At 64.2% G+C, this 19,620-nt stretch carries 20 protein-coding genes and 1 pseudogene; 12 read left to right on the top strand and 9 right to left on the bottom strand.

Annotation, left to right across the window (positions count from 1 at the left end):
• A partial coding sequence (locus tag X726_RS141220) for a LuxR family transcriptional regulator (protein WP_023672993.1) occupies positions 1-1,866 on the top strand: 1,866 nt, incomplete at its 5' end.
• A gap of 221 nt (positions 1,867-2,087) precedes the next feature.
• Here X726_RS141220 and secA read toward each other — a convergent pair.
• Positions 2,088-4,820: a preprotein translocase subunit SecA gene (gene secA / locus X726_RS141225; protein ID WP_023672992.1), complete on the bottom strand. Its 2,733-nt coding sequence runs from the start codon at positions 4,818-4,820 to the stop codon at positions 2,088-2,090.
• A gap of 244 nt (positions 4,821-5,064) precedes the next feature.
• Between secA and X726_RS141230 the strand changes: the two genes are divergently transcribed.
• On the top strand, positions 5,065-5,985 hold the full coding sequence (locus X726_RS141230) for a peptidylprolyl isomerase (protein ID WP_023672991.1): 921 nt from the start codon (positions 5,065-5,067) through the stop codon (positions 5,983-5,985).
• Between the two features lie 46 nt (positions 5,986-6,031).
• Here the strand turns inward: X726_RS141230 and X726_RS141235 are convergent, their stop codons facing one another.
• Both X726_RS141235 and X726_RS141240 read right to left on the bottom strand, forming a co-directional pair.
• Complete coding sequence (locus X726_RS141235; RefSeq protein WP_023672990.1) at positions 6,032-6,619, bottom strand: TetR/AcrR family transcriptional regulator; 588 nt, start codon at positions 6,617-6,619, stop codon at positions 6,032-6,034.
• 112 nt (positions 6,620-6,731) lie between these two features.
• Complete coding sequence (locus X726_RS141240; RefSeq protein WP_023672989.1) at positions 6,732-7,958, bottom strand: caspase domain-containing protein; 1,227 nt, start codon at positions 7,956-7,958, stop codon at positions 6,732-6,734.
• 169 nt (positions 7,959-8,127) lie between these two features.
• On the opposite strand from X726_RS141240, the gene argJ reads away from it, so the two are divergent.
• The 5 genes from argJ (at position 8,128) to X726_RS141265 (ending at position 11,276) form a co-directional block, all read left to right on the top strand.
• Positions 8,128-9,369, top strand: a complete 1,242-nt coding sequence (argJ, locus tag X726_RS141245; protein WP_023672988.1) for a bifunctional glutamate N-acetyltransferase/amino-acid acetyltransferase ArgJ — start codon at positions 8,128-8,130, stop codon at positions 9,367-9,369.
• 28 nt (positions 9,370-9,397) lie between these two features.
• Entirely contained in the window at positions 9,398-10,147 is a 750-nt protein-coding gene (locus tag X726_RS141250; RefSeq protein WP_023713717.1) for a GNAT family N-acetyltransferase, read from the top strand.
• Positions 10,144-10,560: an 8-oxo-dGTP diphosphatase MutT gene (mutT, locus tag X726_RS141255; RefSeq protein ID WP_023672986.1), complete on the top strand. Its 417-nt coding sequence runs from the start codon at positions 10,144-10,146 to the stop codon at positions 10,558-10,560. The genes X726_RS141250 and mutT overlap by 4 nt, the downstream gene beginning before the upstream one ends.
• 97 nt (positions 10,561-10,657) lie before the next feature.
• Positions 10,658-10,966, top strand: coding sequence for a hypothetical protein (locus X726_RS141260; RefSeq protein ID WP_023672985.1), 309 nt, complete (start codon positions 10,658-10,660; stop codon positions 10,964-10,966).
• A 127-nt stretch (positions 10,967-11,093) separates the two neighbouring features.
• Positions 11,094-11,276, top strand: a complete 183-nt coding sequence (locus X726_RS141265) for a Flp family type IVb pilin (RefSeq protein ID WP_023672984.1) — start codon at positions 11,094-11,096, stop codon at positions 11,274-11,276.
• A 12-nt stretch (positions 11,277-11,288) separates the two neighbouring features.
• Here X726_RS141265 and X726_RS01000000167590 read toward each other — a convergent pair.
• Positions 11,289-12,160: pseudogene (locus X726_RS01000000167590) on the bottom strand (methyltransferase domain-containing protein).
• A 99-nt stretch (positions 12,161-12,259) separates the two neighbouring features.
• On the opposite strand from X726_RS01000000167590, the gene X726_RS141270 reads away from it, so the two are divergent.
• The 4 genes from X726_RS141270 (at position 12,260) to X726_RS141285 (ending at position 14,697) form a co-directional block, all read left to right on the top strand.
• Entirely contained in the window at positions 12,260-13,018 is a 759-nt protein-coding gene (locus tag X726_RS141270; RefSeq protein WP_245272171.1) for a ComF family protein, read from the top strand.
• Positions 13,019-13,040: 22 nt separating this feature from the next.
• Entirely contained in the window at positions 13,041-13,322 is a 282-nt protein-coding gene (gene grxC / locus X726_RS141275; protein ID WP_023672982.1) for a glutaredoxin 3, read from the top strand.
• A gap of 86 nt (positions 13,323-13,408) precedes the next feature.
• The gene (locus tag X726_RS141280; RefSeq protein WP_023672981.1) at positions 13,409-14,275 is read left to right on the top strand and encodes a carbon-nitrogen hydrolase family protein; all 867 of its coding nucleotides are present in this window, start codon (positions 13,409-13,411) and stop codon (positions 14,273-14,275) included.
• Complete coding sequence (locus X726_RS141285; protein ID WP_023672980.1) at positions 14,272-14,697, top strand: DUF1178 family protein; 426 nt, start codon at positions 14,272-14,274, stop codon at positions 14,695-14,697. Before X726_RS141280 ends, X726_RS141285 begins: the two co-directional genes overlap by 4 nt.
• 4 nt (positions 14,698-14,701) lie before the next feature.
• On the opposite strand, the gene X726_RS141290 is transcribed toward X726_RS141285, so the two are convergent.
• Positions 14,702-15,187 carry a MarR family transcriptional regulator gene (locus X726_RS141290; protein ID WP_023672979.1) on the bottom strand — a complete coding sequence of 162 codons (486 nt, stop codon included), beginning with the start codon at positions 15,185-15,187 and terminating at the stop codon, positions 14,702-14,704.
• 101 nt (positions 15,188-15,288) lie between these two features.
• On the opposite strand from X726_RS141290, the gene X726_RS141295 reads away from it, so the two are divergent.
• Complete coding sequence (locus X726_RS141295) at positions 15,289-16,179, top strand: DMT family transporter (protein ID WP_023672978.1); 891 nt, start codon at positions 15,289-15,291, stop codon at positions 16,177-16,179.
• Positions 16,180-16,266: 87 nt separating this feature from the next.
• Here the strand turns inward: X726_RS141295 and X726_RS141300 are convergent, their stop codons facing one another.
• The 4 genes from X726_RS141300 to X726_RS141315 form a co-directional block, all read right to left on the bottom strand.
• A complete protein-coding gene (locus tag X726_RS141300) occupies positions 16,267-16,599 on the bottom strand; it encodes an MmcQ/YjbR family DNA-binding protein (RefSeq protein ID WP_023672977.1) in 333 nt (110 codons plus the stop codon).
• Positions 16,600-16,622: 23 nt separating this feature from the next.
• Positions 16,623-17,372, bottom strand: a complete 750-nt coding sequence (gene ubiG, locus X726_RS141305; protein ID WP_023672976.1) for a bifunctional 2-polyprenyl-6-hydroxyphenol methylase/3-demethylubiquinol 3-O-methyltransferase UbiG — start codon at positions 17,370-17,372, stop codon at positions 16,623-16,625.
• Between the two features lie 85 nt (positions 17,373-17,457).
• Positions 17,458-17,757: a hypothetical protein gene (locus tag X726_RS141310; protein ID WP_050588582.1), complete on the bottom strand. Its 300-nt coding sequence runs from the start codon at positions 17,755-17,757 to the stop codon at positions 17,458-17,460.
• On the bottom strand, positions 17,754-19,619 hold the full coding sequence (locus X726_RS141315) for a CHASE3 domain-containing protein (RefSeq protein ID WP_245272170.1): 1,866 nt from the start codon (positions 19,617-19,619) through the stop codon (positions 17,754-17,756). The genes X726_RS141310 and X726_RS141315 overlap by 4 nt, the downstream gene beginning before the upstream one ends.
• Between the last annotated feature and the right edge of the window lies 1 nt (position 19,620).

The following is a 19,620-nucleotide window of genomic DNA, read 5'->3' as shown; positions in this document are numbered from 1 at the left end:
ATGCTCGACGCGGTGTCGGTGTTTCCGCGCCGCGCCGACGCCTGGGCCCTGCAGGGCCTGTGCGGCGTCGCCAGCGCCGGCCAACTGGCCGAGTGTGTCGCCAACGGGCTGCTCGACGATCTGGGCGACGGCTACGCCTTCCGCCACGACATCGCGCGACGCGCCATCGAAATGATGCTGACGACGTCGCACAGGCGGCAGTTCAACCAGCGTGCGCTGGCGGCACTGCTCGAAAATGGCGACGTCTCCACAGGCCGCCTGGTCCATCATGCGGTCGAGGCGCACAATCTGGCGGCGGTGCGCGAACTTGCGCCGATCGCCGCGCGCGAGGCGTCGCGCGTCGGCGCCCATCGCGATGCCGCCGGCTATTACGAGATCGCCTTGCAGCAGGCCGACAGCCTGCCGGTGATTGACCGCGCCGCGCTCTACGAAAGCCATGCGTTCGAGTGCCATCTCATCGGCAAGATCGACGACGCGCTTGCAGCGCAGGGCGAGGCGCGCCGGTTGCATCAGGCAGGCGGCAACAGGCTGAAGGAGGGCGACAGCCTGAGATGGCTCTCCCGGCTGAGCGAAATGGCCGATGACCGCGAGGCGGCCGCCGCCTTCGGCGCCGAGGCGGTGGCGATGCTGGAGGCGGCTCCCGCCGGGCCGGAACTCGCCATGGCCTATTCGAACCTTTCACACCTGGCGATGCTGTCGGAGAGGGTGGAGGACACGCTGTTCTATGGCGAGAAGGCAGCGGCGCTGGCTGCGCGCATGAACCGTCCCGACATCGCGTCGCATGCCCTCAACAATGTCGGCTGCGTCGAGCAGTGGCTCAATCCGGATGCCGGACGCCTGCGCCTCGACCAAAGCCTTGAAATTGCGCTCCAAGGCAATTTCCAGGAACATGCCGCGCGCGCCTTCACCAACCGCGCCTGTTTCGAGATCACCCAGATGAGCTACGACGCGGCGCGTCCGGTGCTGGAGAGCGGCATCCACTATTGCACCGAGAACGACCTCGGCACCTGGCGCGACTATCTCAGGGGCATGCTGGCCGATGTGCAGCTGCGTCAGGGCCAATGGGATGAGGCCGCCGCGACGGCAAGCGATGTCATCGACAATGAGCGGACAACCACCGTGAGCCGGTTTCCGGCGCTGCTGGCACTGGCGAAACTGCGCCTGAGGCGCGGCGATCCCTCGGCCGAGCCGCTGTTCGCCGAAATGGCGCGTCTGGTCGGAAGCGGCGGCGACCTGCAGATGCTGAGCTCTTACGCAGCGCTGATGGCGGAGCAGGCATGGCTGGGCCTGGCCGACAGGCAAGAGGCGCTGGCGCTGATCACCCGCGCCGAAACGCCGGTGCGCTCGCGTGCCCATGTCGGGGAGCTGGCTCTGTGGCGAACATTGCTCTCTCCCGATATGCCGGCCGGCGACACCGCCGAGATGGCGACACCATACCGGCTGCTCCTGACCGGCGACTGGCGTTCGGCTTCGGCACTCTGGTCCGAATTGAATGCGCCATACGAGCGCGGACTGGCGCTCATCCTCGGCGATGACGAGGGGCAGCGTCTGGCATTGGATATTTTCGACGGCCTGGGGGCAAGGCCGGCGGCCCAGCGCCTGCGCGATATCATGCGCAGGAACGGCGTTGGCGGCATCGCCCGCGGCCCGCGCCGCTCGACGCGCGCCAACCTCGCCGGCCTCACCTTGCGCCAGATGCAGGTGCTGCAGCTGATCGAACGCGGCCTGTCCAACAAGCGGATCGCCGAGCAATTGACGATTTCGCCAAAGACGGTCGATCACCATGTCTCGGCGGTGCTGGGCAAGCTGGACGCGGTCTCGCGCGGCGAAGCGACGGCGGCGGCGCGCGATTCGGGGTTGTTGTGAGGTTTTGACGAGGGTTGGACCGAGAGGTCGCGATCCTTCGCACCCCCCTCTGTCCTGCCGGACATCTCCCCTCAAGGGGGAAGATTGGCTGTCACTGTGGCTTTCGCCAATTGTCGAAATTGAAAGAAGTTACGGCGCCGAAGCTGCTGATCTCCCCCCTTGAGGGGGAGATGGCCGGCAGGCCGGAGGGGGGTGCTGTCCCGCCGACCTAGCCGCTGAAATCAGGCAAACGCGCCGTGGCAGTGCTTGTATTTCTTGCCGGAGCCGCAGGGGCAGGCTTCGTTGCGGCCGATCTTGCCCCAGGTCGCCTGGTTGTTCGGATCGCGGTCTTCGGGAGCGACGATGGCGTTGCTCTCCTGGCGGACCAGAAGTGCGGTCTCGCCACCCTCGAAATCGTCCTCGCCCGTGGTGCCGTCAATGTGGCTGCCGAACATTTCAGGCGCTTCGGGCGGCGGCGCTTCGGCGGCCTGGCGGACCAGTTCGACGCGCATCAATTGCGCGGTGACGGCCTGGCGCAGATTGCCGAGCAGCGCCTGGAACAGCTCGAACGCCTCGCTCTTGTATTCCTGCAGCGGGTCACGCTGGGCGTAGCCGCGGAAGCCGACGACCGAACGCAGATGGTCGAGGTTGACGATGTGCTCGCGCCACAGATGATCGAGCGTCTGCAACACCACCGAGCGTTCGACATAGCTCATCACGTCTGGGCCGAAGCGCTCGGCGCGCTCCTTGGCGGCGGCGTCGGCGGCCTTGGTCAGGCGCTCGCGGATGTCGTCCTCGGCAATGCCTTCTTCCTTGACCCAGTCCTCGACCGGCAGGTCGAGATTGAGGAATTCGGCGACCTCGGCCTTGAGGCCGGCGACGTTCCACTGCTCGGCATAGGCGTTTTCGGGGATGTTCTTGGTGACGATCTCCTCGATGACGCCTTCGCGCATCTCGGCGATCGTCTCGGACAGGCCTTCGCCGTCCATCAATTCGATGCGCTGCTCGAACACCACCTTGCGCTGGTCGTTCGAGACGTCGTCGTATTTCAACAGGTTCTTGCGGATGTCGAAGTTGCGCGCTTCGACCTTCTTCTGCGCCTTTTCCAGCGCCTTGTTGATCCACGGATGGATGATGGCCTCGTCTTCCTTGAGGCCAAGCTTCTGCAGCATGCCGTCCATGCGCTCGGAGCCGAAGATGCGCATCAGATCGTCCTGCAGCGACAGGAAGAATTTCGAACGGCCGGGGTCGCCCTGGCGGCCGGAGCGGCCGCGGAGCTGGTTGTCGATGCGGCGCGATTCATGGCGCTCGGTGGCGAGCACGTAGAGGCCGCCGGCGGCTAGCGCCTTTTCCTTCAGGCGCTCGACATCGGCAATGATTTCCTTTTCGCGCGCCTCGCGCTCGGGACCAGCAGGCATGTCGCCCAGTTCGTCCTCGATGCGCATCTCGGCGTTGCCGCCGAGCTTGATGTCGGTGCCGCGTCCCGCCATGTTGGTGGCGATGGTGATGGCGCCGGGCTTGCCGGCCTGGGCGACGATGGCCGCTTCGCGCTCGTGATGGCGGGCGTTCAGCACTTCGAAATCCTTGAACCCTTCCTTGCGCAGGCGCTCGGCCAGTTGCTCGGATTTTTCAATGGAGGTGGTGCCGACCAGCGTCGGCTGGCCCTTGGCGCGCGCTTCCTTGATCTCCTTAACGATCGCCTTGTACTTCTCCTCGACCGTCCGGTAGACCTCGTCGTCCTCGTCCTTGCGGATGACCGGCAGATTGGTCGGGATCTCGGTGACTTCGAGGCCGTAAATGTTGCCGAACTCCTCGGCCTCGGTCAGCGCCGTGCCGGTCATGCCGGACAGCTTCTTGTAGAGGCGGAAATAGTTCTGAAAGGTGACGGAGGCCAGCGTCTGGTTTTCCGGCTGGATCGCCACATGCTCCTTGGCTTCGAGCGCCTGGTGCAGGCCTTCCGAATAGCGGCGTCCCGGCATCATGCGGCCGGTGAATTCGTCGATGATGACGATCTCGTCATTGCGGACGATGTAGTCCTTGTCCTTCTGGAACAGCCGGTGCGCCTTCAGCGCGTTGTTGACGTGGTGGACGATGGCGACGTTCTCGACGTCATAGAGCGACTCGCCCTTGAGCAAACCGGCCGCGCGCAGCAGGTTTTCCAGCTTCTCGGTGCCTTCTTCAGTGAAGATCGAGGTCTTCTGCTTCTCGTCGATCTCGTAGTCGGCTGGGCCGAGCTGCAGCATGAAGGCATCGATGGTGTTGTACATTTCCGAACGGTCCTCGAGCGGACCGGAAATGATCAGCGGCGTGCGCGCCTCGTCGACCAGGATGGAATCGACTTCGTCGACGATCGCGTAATTGTGGCCGCGCTGCACCATCTGCGCGCGCTCATACTTCATGTTGTCGCGCAAATAGTCGAAGCCGAGCTCGTTGTTGGTGGCATAGGTAACATCGGACGCGTAGGCGACGCGGCGTTCCTCGTCGGACAGGCCATGGACGATGACGCCGACCGAGAGGCCGAGGAATTTGTAGACGCGGCCCATCCATTCGGAGTCGCGGGTGGCGAGATAGTCGTTGACGGTGACGACATGGACGCCCTTGCCGGCAAGCGCGTTGAGATAAACGGGCAGGGTGGCGACCAGGGTCTTGCCCTCGCCGGTGCGCATTTCGGCGATGCCGCCATTGTGCAGCACCATGCCGCCGATCAGCTGCACATCGAACGGGCGCATGCCGAGCACGCGGCGGGATGCCTCGCGGACGGTGGCGAAGGCCGGCACCAGCAGGTCATCGAGCGTAGCGCCGTTGGCGATATCCTGGCGGAATTTTTCCGTGCGGGCCTGAAGTTCGGCGTCGGACAGCGCCCGCATCTCGTTTTCCATGGCGTTGATCGCCTCGACACGCGGCCGGGTCGATTTTACGCGGCGATCGTTGGAGGAACCGAAAACCTTACGGGCGAGACCGCCGAGACTGACCATCCGATGGTCCTTTCGATAGAATTCTCAATTTTGAGATGAGCGCCGGCCGGCCCCATCAATTCCGCGTGAAACGCGGACAAACACAAAAAGCGCCCGGAAAACGGTTCTGGACGCAAAGTCGTTGGACAGATAAGAGGGGGCTCAACTGATGTCAACGCCGCGTTAGCCCTATGGGCAGCGCCAAATTCCGCCACAATCCGGCTGATCTGCAAGCCCTACCAATCCCCCCTTGGAGTTAATCTTGATGTCCTTACTGTTTCGCCGTGCGTCGCTCGCCAGCCTTGGCCTGGCTTTCGGCCTGTCGGCCCTGTCGCTGTCTCCGCTGATGGCCCAGGAAGCCGCTCCCGCCCCGGCCAATGCCGCAGCAGCGCCGGCGGCAGCCCCCGTCGATCCGAACGCCGTCATCGCTACCGTCAATGGCCAGAAGCTGACCGAGGCGGACCTTGGGCTTGCCGAGGGCGAGCTGTCGCAGCAGTTCTCGCAGTTGCCACCCGAGCAGCGCCGCGCCGCCGCCCTTTCGGCGGCCATCGAAATCCGCGTCATGGCCGCCCAGGCGGTCGCTACCGGGCTCGACAAGGATCCCGAATTCCAGCGCCGCATGGCGTTCCTGCAGCAGCGCGCGCTGCATGGCGAGATGGTCGAGAAGGGCGTCGTCGACAAGGTTACCGATGCCGAGGTGCGCGCCCGCTACGACCAGGAAATCGCCAGCACGCCGCCGGTCAATGAGATTCATGCCCGTCACATCCTCGTGAAGACGAAGGAAGAGGCCGAGGCGATTATCAAGCAGCTCGATGGCGGTGCCGACTTCCAGAAGCTCGCCAACGAGCATACCAGCGATCCCTCGGGCAAGACCAATGGCGGCGATCTCGGCTGGTTCGGCCCGGGGCAGATGGTGCCGGAATTCGACAAGGCGGCAGTTGCGCTCGAAATCGGCAAATACACCAAGGAGCCGGTGCAAACGCAATTCGGCTGGCATGTCATCAAGCTCGAGGACAAGCGCACCAAACAGCCGCCGGCCTTCGACGACGTCAAGGACCAGGCCAAGCAGGCGGTGATCCGCGACAAGTATTTCGCACTGGTCAAGCAGCTGCGCGGCGCCGCCAAGGTCGAAATCCCCGACGCCAATCTGAAGAAGGCCGTCGACACGATGGAAGCCGGCAAGTAAGGCCGGCACCGAAAAAACATGCAAAGGGCGCCGTTCGGCGCCCTTTTCAATTGCGGGAGATGCCTGACATCACATAGCGGACAGTGGCAAGGATTGTCGCCTCATCTTCGTCCAGCCGGTTGGTCAAAAGGTGTTTCCAGGCATAGGAAGCGATGAGGTCGGCGACCAGCGCTGCGTCGATATCGGCCGCAACCTCGCCGCGCGCTTTGGCGCGCTCGATGATCCGAGCGGTGTGGGACACGCGCCCATCGGCATAGCCAGTCAGGGCCGCGGCCGCCGCTTCGTCCGACTGGGCCTCGGCGATCAGCGAGCGGAATACGCTGCCCGAGGATGTGTCGCGCCAATGCGCGAAGAGGTTCCTCAGGAAACCGACGAGGTCGTCTTCGAGACTGCCGGTATCGGGGACGTCGACACGCTTTTGCCGCTTGTAGACCTCCAGCAGCAGGGCCGCCTTGCTCGGCCACCAGCGATAGATCGTGGGTTTGCCGGCGCGGGCACGCCGCGCGACGGCCTCGATGGAGAAGCCGGCATAGCCGGCCTCGACCAGTAGTGCCTCCGCGGCCTCGAGAATGGCCTCGGCGCTGTCCGGATTGCGCCGCGCCCCAATCGATCTGCGCGCCGGATCCTCGCCCATATTTGTCCTCGCCAGCAATTTCGTAGACAATATAGGTTAGCTGGCAGTCAAACGAAACGGCCCGTTTCCAGCGGTGTAGAAACAGGTCTCACATTCGCCCTTGGCGGGGATTTCAGTTCATCGCTTGCGAGGTTTCCGAGGCGATCCGCCATTGGCCGTCGCTCTTCACAAGCCCAAGCGTGACGCGTGCCTTGCCGGTCATGCGCGCCGCCGATTTGTCTTTCGACATATAGTCATAGCTCATCGCGAACACGGCTTCGGCGCGGTTCTCGCCCTGCGGCGTCACCTCGAGGCTGCCGGGCTCGAGATTGAACGACCAGGATGCAAATTGCGCGAACCAGTCCGTCTTGAGCTTGACGACGGCGTCGCTGTCATAGCGCGTGCCGAAGATGGTGGCGGAAGGCGCATAGAGCCGTTTGACGGTCTCGCCGATCGCCGCGGCATCGGGCGCAAGATAGGCGTCGCGCAGAAATTTCTCGATCGCGGTTTTGTCGTCGCCAACGGAACGTTCGAGCGCTGCCACCTGGCTGGACTGCGCCGGCGCAACGGCCGGCGGCGGCGCTGCAGCCACACCGTCAGGCACAAACTCAAACCGTTCGAGCAGCGAGCCCTGTTCCCATGGGCGCTGGCCCTCACGGGTTTCGGAAACCACGTCGCGGCGCACCGCGATCATCATGTCGTTGATGCTCTGGCCGGGCTCGGCCATGTGCCGCAGCAGGGCGGCGGCGAACGGCGAATTGCGCCCGGTGCCGTCCATGGCGACAGCGCCTGGCGCCGTCGAGAAGGCGATGAAGGAGCCGCGCGTCGAATCGAACTGCGCCAGACCGGCAAGCGCCGTTGCCGAGCGCGTGGTGGCGGTGCGACTCAGGCTGCGGGCAAAGGGATTGTTGCGGCAGGCGTCGAGGAAGACCAGGCTGACCTTGGTCTGCTGCTCCATGATATCGAGGACTTCGTCGATCGGCACGGCTTCGAGCTGCAGCTTGACCGGCATGTCGAGCCGGGCGTCGACCGGCACGATGTAGTTGCGCCCTTCCACCTGCAGGCCGTGGCCGGCGTAATAGAAAAGCCCGACGCCCGCACCTTCCAGCGCGTCGGAAAATTCGCCGATCTTGCGCTCGAGTTCGCGCTTGCCGAGATCGTTGCCCTCGATGACGTCGAAGCCGATCGAGCGCAGCTTGCCGGCAATATCGAGGGCATCGTTGACCGGATTGGTGAGCGTGCCGGCTTCGGCATAGGTGCCATTGCCGATGACCAGCGCCACGCGCCGTTCCGGCTGCGCATCGGCGCTTAGGAGCAAAAGCCCCATATACGCCACCGCCAAGATCACCAGCCTGCCCATGGCCGATATCATAACGCCAGAGGCCCCGGTGACGCCAACGGATTTGAAATGCAAGCTTAATCCCTGGTGGCTTGCCGACAGCGGCGGCCAAGAAAACGCCCTTGCGCCGGGCCGTGCTATCGGGCAAACCGGCCTTCGCCCAGCGTTTTTCCCTCGCCAGAGGTCTCCAATGTCCGCAACGATTTCGCCGCTCGCGCCGAAGAAATATCCCAAAATGCCTGCCATCGAGGGCGTGCGCATCGCCACCGCCGAGGCCGGGATCAAGTACAAGAACCGTACCGACCTCTTGGCCATGGTCTTCGATGCCGGCACAGCGGTTGCCGGCGTGTTCACGAAGTCGAAATGCCCCTCGGCACCGGTCGACTTCTGCCGCGAGAACCTTGGCGCCGGCAAGGCGCGGGTGCTGGTCGTCAATTCCGGCAACGCCAACGCGTTCACCGGCAAGAAGGGCCGCGCCTCCACCCAACTGACCGGCGAGGCCGCGGCCAAGGCCGCAGGCTGCACGCCAGGCGAAGTGTTCCTCGCTTCCACCGGGGTAATCGGCGAGCCGCTCGACACCACCAAATTCAGCCATTTGCTCGCCGGACTGGTCAAGGACGGCAAGCCGGATCTGTGGACCGAGGCGGCAAAGGCCATCATGACCACCGACACCTATCCGAAAGTGGCGACAGCGACGGTCAAGCTCGGCGACACCGACGTCATCATCAATGGCATCTCCAAGGGCGCCGGCATGATCGCGCCCGATATGGCGACTATGCTGTCCTTCATCGCCACCGATGCGCCGATCGCCGCCCCCGTGCTGCAGGACTTGTTGTCGCGCGGCACGGCCAAGACCTTCAACGCCGTCACCGTCGACAGCGACACCTCGACCAGCGACACGCTGCTGTTGTTCGCCACCGGAGCCGCTGCCAAGCGCGGCGCGCCCGCCATCAGCGATCCCAAGGATGCCCGTCTCGGCGCCTTCCGCCGGGCGCTGGGCAAGGTGCTCAAATCGCTGGCGCTGCAAGTGGTGCGCGACGGCGAGGGCGCCCGCAAGCAGGTCGAAGTCACCGTTACCGGCGCCAAATCGGCGCGCTCGGCCAAGCGCATCGCGCTGTCCATCGCCAATTCGCCGCTGGTCAAGACGGCGGTTGCCGGCGAGGACGCCAATTGGGGCCGCGTCGTCATGGCCGTCGGCAAGGCCGGCGAGCCGGCCGATCGCGACCGGCTGTCGATCTGGTTCGGCGACAACCGTCTGGCGCATGAGGGCGAACGCGACCCGGGCTACTCCGAGGAAGCGACCTCGGCCTATATGAAGCGCGACGACATTCGCATCCGCGCCGATATCGGTATCGGCCGCGGCAAGGCGACGGTGTGGACCTGCGACCTCACCAAGGAATATGTCGCCATCAATGGCGATTACCGGAGTTGATGGGTTGGCTTCCAGGCATCCGGCAAGCATGCTGGCCATCGTGCGCCGCTACGAGGCGGCGGGTTTTCGCGCCTGGCCGGCGGCGGCCGTGCATTATGACGGCACCTGGGTGGTGCGGCTGACAGCCGGCCATCCGGCCAAGCGGCTGAACTCGGTCAACCCGCTCGATCCCGGCGACACCCAGCACATTGCCGAGCGCATCGGCCGCGCCAGCCGGCGCTTCGACGCCTATGGCAGGCCGCTGACCTTCCGCATCTCGCCGCTGTCGGGGCCGGACCTAGCCAAGCATCTCGACAATGAGGGCTGGAGCACATTCGACGAATCCCTGGTGATGCGGCTGCCGCTGGCGGACGCGCAACTGGCGCCGGCCATGGACCAGATTCCGCTGAAGGATATCAGCCGCTTTCTCGGCGCGTCGCTCAAGGTCAGCGGCTCGGATGCATCGCTGCGGCCCGGTCTTTCGGAAATCATCGGCGCTATCCAACCCGAAGTCGGGCTGTTTGCGCTGGAGGAAGGGGCCGACCCTCTGGCGGTGCTGATCTGCGTCCATGACGGCGATCTTGCCGGTCTGTTCGAGATCGCCACCGCCAAGTCGGCGCGCAATCAGGGCCATGGCCGCAACCTGATCCTGTCGGCGCTGAAGTGGGCGAGGCTGCGTGGCGCTCGCGAAGCCTGGCTGCAGGTCGAGGCCGGCAATGCGCCGGCGCTGGCGCTCTATCGCTCACTGGGCTTCGACGAAGTCTATCGCTACCACTATCGCCGGCCGCCGGGCGCATGAGCGAGATCACCGGCCAACGCCTGCTGCTGGTCGCCGCGTGCGCGCTGGTCGATACCGATGGGCGGGTGCTTCTGGCGCAGCGGCCCGAGGGCAAACAGCTTGCCGGCCTGTGGGAATTTCCCGGCGGCAAGGTAGAGCCAGGCGAGACGCCGGAACAATGCCTGATCCGCGAACTGCAGGAAGAAATCGGCATCGAGACTGACATTCCTTGCCTGGCGCCGCTCACCTTCGCCAGCCATTCCTATGATGATTTCCATCTCCTGATGCCCCTGTTCGTCTGCCGCCGCTTCCGCGGCATCGCGCAGCCCAGGGAAGGGCAGGCGTTGAAATGGGTGCGGCCAAAGCAGATGCGCGACTATCCCATGCCGCCGGCCGACGCGCCGCTAATCCAGTTCCTCATCGACCTGTTGTGATACAAAGCCATTTCGCGGTCTGATCTAGCCAGCGTTAATGGAAGATTTATCTCGTCGTGAAAAATTGCGGCAAAGCGGGTTCGCGGGGAGCGATTGCATGAGCCTCGACAGGGAATGGGACTCGATCCGGCCAGATCGCAGCTTTCGCGCCGCCGGCGTCGGCTTATTGCGCGTCACGCTGTTGTTCGGCTCGGCCGCAGTGGCGCTGGCGCTGATCGCGGTCCCCGTGCTGGACAACCAGACGCGATCATCCAGCCGCGATGCTCTTGCAGGCGGTCTCGACCCGATGAGCACGGGTTCGATCGGCTCGCGGGCCACCTATACGCTGCGCAGAAGCGTGCTGCAGCCCTCACCGAGCTCAGTCTGCATCATCCGCTCCGACGGCCAACGCAGCGGCGACTGCTGACCAACAAGGTCGACACCAGCTTGAGAACTTCCTCAACGCAGGCCCATTTCACAGCCTGTTAAGCTTGTGCCGTTAACCTTTCTTAACAGGTCGGCGATATGGTCGGGGATGAGAGGGATCGACGATCATGAAGCCATTGCTGCGCCGATTTTTGCAGGACGAAACAGGCGCCACGGCCATTGAATATGGCCTGATCGTTGCGGTGCTGTCGCTTGCCATCGTCGGGGGTGTCGGCAAGGCCAGCAATGCGATCCAGTTTCTGTTCAGCGACAACAACAGCAGGCTCGCAAACGCCTTCGCCGAGCACTGATCCGGAGCGCCGTCACCGCCCGCCGGGGTTTTCCAGTATCGTCTTCAGCGAGACCTTCGCCGAACCCGGTTTCAAGGGCTTTTGCTGCGAGGCATCGGGCGCCCAGCCCGACATCCAGACGATGGAAAAGCTTGCCCTGATGCGGCCATCAGCGTCCGAAAAGCGTTCGGCATAGATTTCGGCGGCACGGGTAAAATGCTTTCGCGCTCCCGGTCGCCGGCTGCGATCGGTCAGCGCGCTGGTTTCGCCCATCGCCCTGAGATCGGCAATGAGGTCGAAGAGGGTATCGTAGCGGACGGTCACCGTTTCGACGTCGGCCACCGGCAGCGCCAGTCCGGCGCGCTGCAGCAGTGCGCCGGCGTCGCGAACATCGGTGAAGGGGATGACACGCGGGCTGGCGCCGCCATAGAGNCGGTCTCGGCGGCGAGCAGGCTTTCGCGCAATTCGGAAAGCGTGCCGGCGCCGGCAAAGGCGCCGAGGAAAAGCCCGTCGGGCCGCAGAGCGCGGCGGATCTGCACCAGCATGCCGGGAATGTCGTTCATCGCCTGCAACGACAGAAGTGAAACGACGAGGTCGAGGCTTTCCGGCTGGAACGGCACTGTTTCCAGCGGTGCTATCAGCCCTGGCCGGCCGTCCAGAAACGCTGGATCTGCCTCGACGCGCACGATCTCCGCTGCCTTGCCGCTTGCAGCGACCACGTCCGTTGCGTCCGGCGTCTGGCAAAACAGCACCGCGGCCTTGCCGAATTTCCGCTCGACCGCGCCGAGCCGGTCGGCAAGGTCTTCCGCCGCCCGCCGCATCAGAAAATCCGCGCCGGCTACGGGGTGGGCCAGCGCCCTGCGCTTGCGCACCAGCCAAAGTTCAGTATCGATGATCGGCTGCAACGGTAGACATCCCTGTTTGTCTGTCTAGTGATATCCTGGCGCGGACGACAAAACCACGTGGCCGATCCGGTGATGGAGATCAAGAGCCTCGCTCAAATCATGTTGAAACTGGCCATGTTGGACTGGCCGGCGCGGATGCTGTTCCCGCCGGTCTGTGCCGGCTGTCGCAGGCACGTCTCGCAACCCGGCGTTTTGTGCGGTGCCTGCTGGCCGAAGCTGAGGCTGCTGGAGCGGCCATGGTGCGCGGTGATGGGCACGCCATTCACCCACGATATGGGCGAGGGATTCCTGTCGGCCGAGGCGATCGCCGATCCGCCGCCGTTCGAGCGGGCGCGGGCGGCTGTGGCCTATTCCGGTGTCGCCCGCCAGATGGTGCAAGGGCTGAAATACCAGGACCGCACCGATCTGGCGCCATGGATGGCGCGCTGGATGCTCCGCGCCGGGGCCGAGCTAGTTGCAGACGCCGATGTCGTCGTGCCGGTGCCGCTGCACTGGCGGCGCTTCTTTCGCCGGCAGTTCAACCAGTCGGCGGAGTTGGCAAGGGCGGTTGCGCAGCTTAGCGGGCTGCCTTTCTCGCCCTCGGCGGTCCGGCGCGTCAAGCTCACGCGCCAGCAGGTCGGGCTGGAGCGGCAGGAGCGCGAGGCCAATGTCCGCGCCGCCTTCCGTGTGCCTGCGGAAGCCGAAATCGAGATCACTGGGCGCCGCGTGCTTCTGGTCGACGATGTCTACACCACCGGCGCCACCGTGCGCTCGGTCGCCAGGGCGCTGAAGAAGGGCGGCGCCGGAGCGGTCGATGTGCTGACCTTCGCGCGTGTCCTGCCGGGGGACTTTCGGGCCGACGAGTCCGCGACTATATAAGGTCGAGGAAAGGCACGGACCGATGCTCGATGTGACGATTTACACCCGTATGATGTGCGGCTATTGCGCGGCGGCCAAGCGGCTGCTCGACCGCAAGGGCGTCGCCTACACCGAGCATGACGCTTCGTTTTCGCCGGAATTGCGCCAGGAAATGATTTCGCGGGCGCATGGCCGCTCGACCTTTCCGCAGATTTTCATCGGCGACACGCATGTCGGCGGCTCCGACGACCTCCACGAGTTGGAGGCACGGGGGCAGCTGGATAGGCTGCTTGCCAACGGCTCGACGACAAAGAGCGGTTCGTAGCGCCGCTCTATGTCTTTGTTTTTACGCAATTCCGGACGGAAAACCGTTACATACTTTTCCTGGAATTGCTCAAAGAGGACGTGACGATGGGTATTTTCAAGGCGGCGGCGATCCAGATGCGTTCGGGCGAGAGCCCCGAGCGCAACGCGGTCGATCTCGAACGGCTGGTGCGCGAAGCGGCAGGCCTCGGTGCAACCTACATCCAGACCCCGGAAATGACCGGTGCGCTGATCCGCGACAAGGAAGCCAGGGCTGCTTCCTTCACCTTGGAAGACAAGGACATCGTCGTGGCGGCCGCGCGCAAGCTCGCCAGCGAACTCGGCGTCTTCCTGCACATCGGCTCGACCGCCATCCTGCGCACCGACGGCAAGCTCGCCAACCGGGCGCTGCTGTTTGGGCCGGACGGCGCCACCCTTGCCACCTACGACAAGATCCACATGTTCGATGTCGACCTCGACAATGGCGAGAGCTGGCGCGAATCCGCCGCCTATGAGCCGGGCACCGAGGCCGTCGTCACCGAGATCGACGGCGCTAGTCTCGGCTTTGCCGTCTGCTACGATCTACGCTTTCCACAGCTGTTCCGCGCCGAGGCGATGGCCGGCGCCGACCTCTTGTCGGTGCCTGCCGCCTTCACCCGCCAGACCGGCGAGGCGCACTGGCATGTGCTGCTGCGAGCCCGAGCCATCGAGAACGGCGCCTATGTGGTTGCTGCAGCACAAGGTGGCCTGCATGAGGATGGCCGCGAAACCTATGGCCATTCGCTGATCGTCGACCCATGGGGTCGAATTCTCGCCGAGGCCGACCATGACGATCCGGAGGTGATCATCGCCGAGATCGACACGGCGCAGTCGTCGGCCGCGCGTAAGAAAATCCCCAATCTCAAGAACGCGCGTGATTTTGCCGTCAATGCCGGCGCAGTGGAAGCGCCGCGGCTCAGGGGCGCGGCTTCGTGATCCGCTTTGCCCTGATCTGCGAGCACGAGCACGAATTCGAGGGCTGGTTTCGCAGCAATGACGATTTCGACACGCAGAAGAAGCGCGGCTTCGTCGATTGCCCGAGCTGCGGCTCGCACAAGGTGCAAAAGGCGCTGATGGCGCCAGCCGTCTCCACCGCGCGGAAGCAGGAAACAATTGCGCTGGCCATGGGCGAAACCCAGAAGCAGGCTTTGGCGCAACTGAAGGCGATGGCCGAGAAGGTGCGCGAGAATGCCGACTATGTCGGCGACAAGTTTGCCGAAGAAGCGCGCAAGATCCATTTCGGCGAGAGCGATGCGCGCGGCATCTATGGCGAGGCGACGTTGGACGAAGCCAAGAGCTTGGCCGAGGATGGCATCGATTTCATGCCGATCCCGAGTTTTCCCGAGGAGCGCAATTGAGCGATCAGCTGGCGCTATCGATCAATTTGCCAAGCAACTGAGCCAGTGCCCCCCGCTCCGTGCCGGTGAGCCCGGCGAGGATTTCATGCTCGTTGGCGACGTGGGCGGTCAGGGCTTCGTCGATCAAGGCCAGACCTTTTTCGGTCAGTTGCACGACAATGCCACGCCGGTCGTTGGGGTGCGGGCCGCGCAGGATCAGTCCGGCCTTCTCAAGCCGGTCGAGCCGGTTGGTCATGGCGCCGGAGGTCACCATCGTCGCCTCGTAGAGAGCGGTCGGTGTCAGCGCGTAAGGCTGGCCGGAGCGGCGCAGCGTCGCCAGCACATCGAATTCGCCGGCCTGCAGTCCGAAACGGGCAAACAGCGGGGCGAGGCGCTCGCGGGCGATTAGCGAAGAGGCTTCGTTCAGCCGCCCAAGCACCAGCATCGGCGACACCTCCAGGTCCGGCCGTTCCCGCTTCCATTGCTCCACCGCCTTTGCCGCGCGATCCATCTGTCTCACCGCTAAGTATCTTGACGTTAAGAATCTTTGTGGTATGCTACCTCAAGATACAGTTTCGACCCAGTGCCGCAAGTGAGTGACGGGACCATCCGATGAAATTTCTCTGGGAATCGGCGCTTGGCCTGCTGGTCGTCACCGGCGGCCTGCTCGGCCTGACCCTGCCGTTCGGCAAGCTGGCGACGGCTGCCGGCGTTCCGGCCATGGTCTGGGCCTTCGTTATCTCGTTCGGCGCCGGGAGCGTGCTGCTGTGCCCGTTGCTCGCGAACGGCGAGCGCATGCGGCTCACGTCGCACAGACTGCGCTATTTCTTCATCACCGCCGCCGTGTCCTACGCCGTGCCCAATCTGCTGATGTTTTCGGCTATCCCGCATCTCGGCGCCGGCTATACCGGCATCATGTTCACGCTGTCGCCGGTCATCACACTGGTGTTTTCGATCCTGCTCGGCGTTCGACGGCCAAATACGCTCGGCAGTATCGGTATCGCCGTCGGCTTCATCGGCGCCGTCATGGTGGCGGTGACGCGCGGCGAGGCCGGCCAGCCGGCCGATGTCTACTGGGTGCTGGTCGGACTTTTGATCCCGGTCAGCCTTGCCGCCGGCAATATCTATCGCACCGTCGACTGGCCCGAAGGCACCGGTCCGATCGAACTGGCCGTCGGCAGCCACCTGGCCTCGGCGACGCTGCTGCTGATCGGCATTCTCACGCTGTTCGGCGTCGGCGCTTTCGCCCCGCTCAGGGCCGTGCCGCTGGTTGTCGTGGCGCAAGTCGCTTCGGCCTCGGCGATGTTTGCCTTCTTCTTCCGGCTGCAGGCCGTGGGCGGTCCGGTCTATCTCAGCCAGATCGGCTATGTGGCGGCGGCCGTCGGCCTGTTTGCCGGAACCATCTTCCTCGGCGAGCACTACCAGTTGCTGACCTGGGCCGGCGCGGTGATCATCACCGTCGGCGTGATCATCACCACCAAGGCGCAGAGCCAGAAGGCATAGGGTCTTTGGTTTACGCAATTCCCTAGGCAAAGCGCTATGCGCTTTTCCCGGGAAAACCGCTTCACACTTTGCTCGAACTGCTCAAGCTTAAATTTGGCTCGCGTCGAGGCGCTTCCGTAGCGCCGGCGGGGCGACGTTTCGCCAGGCCGTCCGAACGGCGCTGCGGAATGTCTGTTCGTCGCAGGCTTCGAGCATGATCGACGTCCATCCCTTTTGGCCCCAGCCGCCTGTCACGGGCCTGAAAACCGATGGCTCAGCCGCGGCCATCATCTCTTGCTGGTCCCGGTCGAGCTTGACGACAACACGGTCGGCTTCGGGCAGCGAGACGAAGATACGGTTGCGGACGCGGAAGTCAGCCTTGCCGAAATGCGATTGCTCGACCGTTTCGGGAAGATCGAGCGCCAGCTCTCGGGCCCTCATAGTGTCCACGGCCGCCCCTTCGTTCAGACCGATCGTTTTTCCGCCAGCACCATATAGTTGACGTCCATGTCCTTGGAGCGTGCCCAGCGGTCGGCGAGAGGATTGTAGGTCACGCCGGTGCGGTCGATGATGGTCATGGCGGCGCTGCCGAGCGCCTTTTCAAGCTCTTCGGGCCGCACCAGCTTGCCGAACTGGTGGGTGCCGCGCGGCAGCCAGCGCAGCACATATTCGGCGCCGATGATGGCCAGGCCCAGTGCCTTCAGCGTGCGGTTGATGGTGGCCACGAACATGATGCCGCCGGGCTTGACCATTTCGCCGCACTTGCCGATGAACAGGTCGACATCGGCAACATGCTCGACGACTTCCATGTTGAGGACGACGTCGAATTTCTCGCCGGAATCGGCCAAATCCTCAGCGGTCGTAGCGCGATAATCCACCGTCACGCCGCCTTCGGCCGCGTGCAGCTTCGCCACCTCGATGTTGGTTGCCGAGGCGTCGGCGCCGACCACTTCGGCGCCAAGCCTTGCCATCGGCTCGCACAATAACCCACCGCCGCAGCCGATATCGAGGAAACGCAGGCCTTCGAACGGCCGCGCCGCCCGCGGATCGCGGCCGAAGCGCGCCGCCACCTGGTCCCGAATATAGGCAAGCCGGACCGGGTTGAATTTGTGCAGCGGACGGAATTTGCCGTTCGGGTTCCACCATTCGGCGGCAAGCGCGGAAAAGCGTTCCACTTCTCCGGCATCGATTGTCGATCGTCGGGCCTCTGGCATGGGGCGGGTCTCCTCGGACGCTAGGAAGTCGGGTGCCGGGGCAAGAAAGTCAAGGCCGGTTTTATGCGACTGCTGGCAAGTCGACCTAGGGCCTCGAGATCACAATCGCCGCATGTCCCATCGCAACACTCGCGGGATCGATGGCCCGCATCGCTTCGCAATCGCCGATCTCGGCGATGATGCGGCCGGCGGCGGCGAGAGCCTGCTCGCGACTTCGCCAGCGCACGACATCGACCCAGCTGCCATCGTCCCGCCGCGCCAGGCAGCGGTTTACGAAACCAGGTTGCCGCGCCAGCCAGTCGGCGACCAGGTTGTTGGCGGCGGCAAAGCCCGCTTCCGCTCCAGGCTTGAGGCGAAAGGTGACGATTTCCAGGGCCTCGGTCATTTTGCGTCCAGCACGTCGCGCAATTTCGCCGCCAGCTGCTCGATGGTGAAGGGCTTGGCCAGGAAATGCACGTCATGGTCGAGCACGCCATTGTGGACGACGGCGTTCCTGGTGAAGCCGGTGGTGAAGATCACCTTCAGCTTCGGCATGCGCGCCAGCGCCTCCTCGGCGAGCTTGCGGCCATTCATCACCGGCATGACGATATCGGTGAACATGAGCGCCACACCAGGGTTGTCGCCCAGCTTTTCCAGCGCTTCCTGGCCGCTTGTGGCATGAATGACGGTGTAGCCGAGTTCGCGCATGGCATCCGTGGTGGAAGCCCGCACGCGTGGATCGTCCTCCACGACAAGGATGGTTTCGGTGACCGGCACGGCAGGATTTCCGGCTCGTTCCGAAGATATGGCGGCCTCTTCCGGGCCGAAGAAGCGCGGCAGGTAGATCCTGATCGTGGTGCCTTGGCGGGGTTCCGAGTAAATCTTGACGTGTCCGCCGGACTGTTTGACGAAGCCGAACACTTGGCTCAGCCCGAGGCCGGTGCCCTTGTCGACTGGCTTGGTGGTGAAAAATGGCTCGAAAGCCCGCTCCATGACGTCCGCCGGCATGCCGGCGCCGGTGTCGCTGACCGCAATCATTACATACTGGCCGGCTTTGACCTCGGCATGGGTGGCGGCGTAGCTCTCGTCGAGGTGGCTGTTGGCGGTCTCGATGGTCATCTTGCCGTCCTCGCCCATGGCGTCGCGCGCATTGACCGCCAGGTTGAGAATGGCATTTTCGAGCTGGCTCGGATCGGCATGGGTCTTCCACAGGCCGCCAGCCAGCACGGTTTCGATGCGGATGGTTTCGCCGAGCGCCCGCCGAAGCAGGTCCGACATGCCGGCGACCAGACGATTGGCGTCTACAACCTGAGGCGCGAGCGGCTGCTGGCGCGAGAAGGCAAGCAGCCGTGACGTCAAGTTTGCGGCCCGGGTCGCCGCATCGGTCGCCGCTTCGATGAATTTCATGATGTCGTGCTCGCCCCGCGTCAGCTTGCGCTGGGCGAGGTTCATGGCGCTGATGATCACCGCCAGCATGTTATTGAAATCGTGGGCGATACCGCCGGTCAGCTGGCCCACAGCCTCCATCTTCTGCATCTGGCGGATCTGCGATTCGGCCTTTTCACGCGTCTGGATTTCGTTGCCGAGCTCGATGTTCTTGCGCATCAGCTCTTCCTGGGCGATCGCCACTGCGCGGAACCGGCGGCGCGAAAGGCGAACCGTGTAGGCGCCAAGCAGGAAGATCGCCAGCAGCGCCGCTATCGAGCCGATTCGCAGCCAGTTTTCGACCCGGTCGGTATGAGCGTCGCGCGCGGCGATGGCTGCGCCGCCAATGCGCCGGATCGTGTCCATGCTGGCCCGGATCTGGTCCATGGCGGCCTTGCCCTGGCCGCTGCGGACCAGTTCCAGAGCTTTTGCCGCATCGCCGCGATCGTAGAGTGCAATCGTCTCAGCCAATTCGGCCTGGTTTTGTGAAAGCGCGTCCTTGACGTGGTTGATCTGCTGCACGAGTTCGTCGTCCGGCGCGGTCATGCCGTCGATGCGGGCAAGCTGGCCCGGAATGGCGTCGACCGCCTGCCGATAAGGCTGGAGGTAGGATTTCTCGCCGGTCAGGAGATAGCCGCGCTGGCTGGTCTCGGCCTCCTGAGCCATCGCAAGCAAACCGGAAAGCAATTCCTGATACTCGACCGCCTCGCGCGCGGCCTCACGATTGGCTCTCTGGGTCTCGACCAGCACGGCGCGTGTGCCGACGATCAACGCCAGCACGGCGAAGCCGATGAACAGCGGCAGCGATTGCCACCGCATGGCGCGTCGAAGGCGAACAATCATT

This window comes from Mesorhizobium sp. LSJC285A00, from assembly GCF_000503155.1.
In the GTDB taxonomy this organism is placed as follows: Bacteria; Pseudomonadota; Alphaproteobacteria; order Rhizobiales; family Rhizobiaceae; genus Mesorhizobium.
This window is presented reverse-complemented; position numbering and strand designations above follow the sequence as displayed.